Genomic DNA, 242 nt, shown 5'->3' with positions numbered 1-242 from the left:
AGCTAGAGTCTTTGAAGGCCACTGCCGAACCTCTGCTTTCCAAGGCGATAACCCCAACCAAGGCGATTGAAGAACTGCTCAAAGATAACGCCTTGCAACTCTGGGTCAAGCAGGGGATGGGGATTCACCGGGACAAACGAAGCACCTGTGCTTTCTGCCGACAAGATCTGCCGCACGACATATGGCAAGTGCTCGATGAGCACTTCAGCAAAGAATCAGGCGACCTGGAAACAGCCTTGGAT

At 52.9% G+C, this 242-nt stretch carries 1 protein-coding gene; it reads left to right on the top strand.

Annotated features, from left to right (window positions below; translation table 11 throughout):
- Positions 1-242: AAA family ATPase (locus tag NDO48_RS29485; protein ID WP_267322954.1), on the top strand; the 242-nt coding region annotated here is incomplete at both ends.

The organism is Aminobacter sp. MET-1 (genome assembly GCF_026521175.1).
Taxonomy (GTDB): Bacteria; Pseudomonadota; Alphaproteobacteria; order Rhizobiales; family Rhizobiaceae; genus Aminobacter.
This window is presented reverse-complemented; position numbering and strand designations above follow the sequence as displayed.